The sequence below is a fragment of the Erwinia sp. 198 genome (genome assembly GCF_003937915.1).
In the GTDB taxonomy this organism is placed as follows: domain Bacteria; phylum Pseudomonadota; class Gammaproteobacteria; order Enterobacterales; family Enterobacteriaceae; genus Erwinia; species Erwinia aeris.
The window spans coordinates 1-1182 of the sequence record NZ_RHUM01000032.1 but is presented as its reverse complement, the minus strand read 5'-3'; the positions used below and the strand labels follow the sequence as shown (position 1 = coordinate 1182).

Annotated in this window: 1 protein-coding gene; it reads right to left on the bottom strand. The window is 54.8% G+C overall.

From position 1 onward, the window contains the following. Nucleotide 1: 1 nt before the first annotated feature. A partial coding sequence (gene tuf / locus EGK14_RS21105) for an elongation factor Tu (RefSeq protein WP_125291010.1) occupies nt 2-1182 on the bottom strand: 1181 nt, incomplete at its 5' end.

The following is a 1182-nucleotide window of genomic DNA, read 5'->3' as shown; positions in this document are numbered from 1 at the left end:
ATTAAGCGATAACTTTAGCAACAACGCCCGCGCCAACGGTACGGCCGCCTTCACGGATTGCGAAACGCAGACCGTCGTCCATTGCGATTGGGTGGATCAGGGTAACAACCATTTTGATGTTGTCGCCCGGCATGACCATCTCAACGCCTTCCGGCAGTTCGATGGTACCGGTCACGTCAGTTGTACGGAAGTAGAACTGTGGACGGTAGCCCTTGAAGAACGGAGTATGACGGCCGCCTTCGTCTTTGGACAGGATGTAAACCTCAGACTCGAACTGAGTGTGTGGCTTGATGGTGCCTGGCTTAGCCAGAACCTGGCCACGCTGGATATCTTCGCGCTTGATGCCGCGCAGCAGGATACCACAGTTCTCGCCCGCACGACCTTCGTCCAGCAGCTTACGGAACATCTCAACGCCGGTACAGGTTGATTTCACGGTATCTTTGATACCAACGATTTCAACTTCTTCACCTACTTTAACGATACCGCGCTCTACACGACCGGTAACAACGGTACCACGACCGGAGATGGAGAATACGTCTTCGATTGGCAGCAGGAACGGCTTGTCGATTGCGCGCTCTGGTTCCGGGATGTAGTTATCCAGGTGACCGGCCAGCTCGATGATTTTAGCTTCCCACTCGGCGTCGCCTTCCAGCGCTTTCAGCGCGGAACCGTGAACGATTGGGGTGTCGTCGCCAGGGAAGTCGTACTGTGACAGCAGGTCACGTACTTCCATCTCAACCAGCTCCAGCAGCTCTTCGTCATCAACCATGTCGCACTTGTTCAGGAACACGATGATGAAAGGAACGCCAACCTGACGGCCCAGCAGGATGTGCTCACGGGTCTGCGGCATTGGGCCGTCAGTCGCAGCAACAACCAGGATAGCGCCGTCCATCTGCGCAGCACCGGTGATCATGTTTTTCACATAGTCGGCGTGGCCAGGGCAGTCAACGTGCGCGTAGTGGCGAGTCGGGGTGTCGTACTCAACGTGAGAAGTGTTGATGGTGATACCACGAGCTTTTTCTTCTGGCGCGTTATCGATCTGGTCGAATGCACGAGCAGAACCGCCGTAGGTTTTAGCCAGAACGGTGGTGATAGCAGCAGTCAGGGTAGTTTTACCGTGGTCAACGTGGCCGATAGTACCAACGTTGACGTGCGGTTTGGAACGTTCAAATTTTTCTTTAG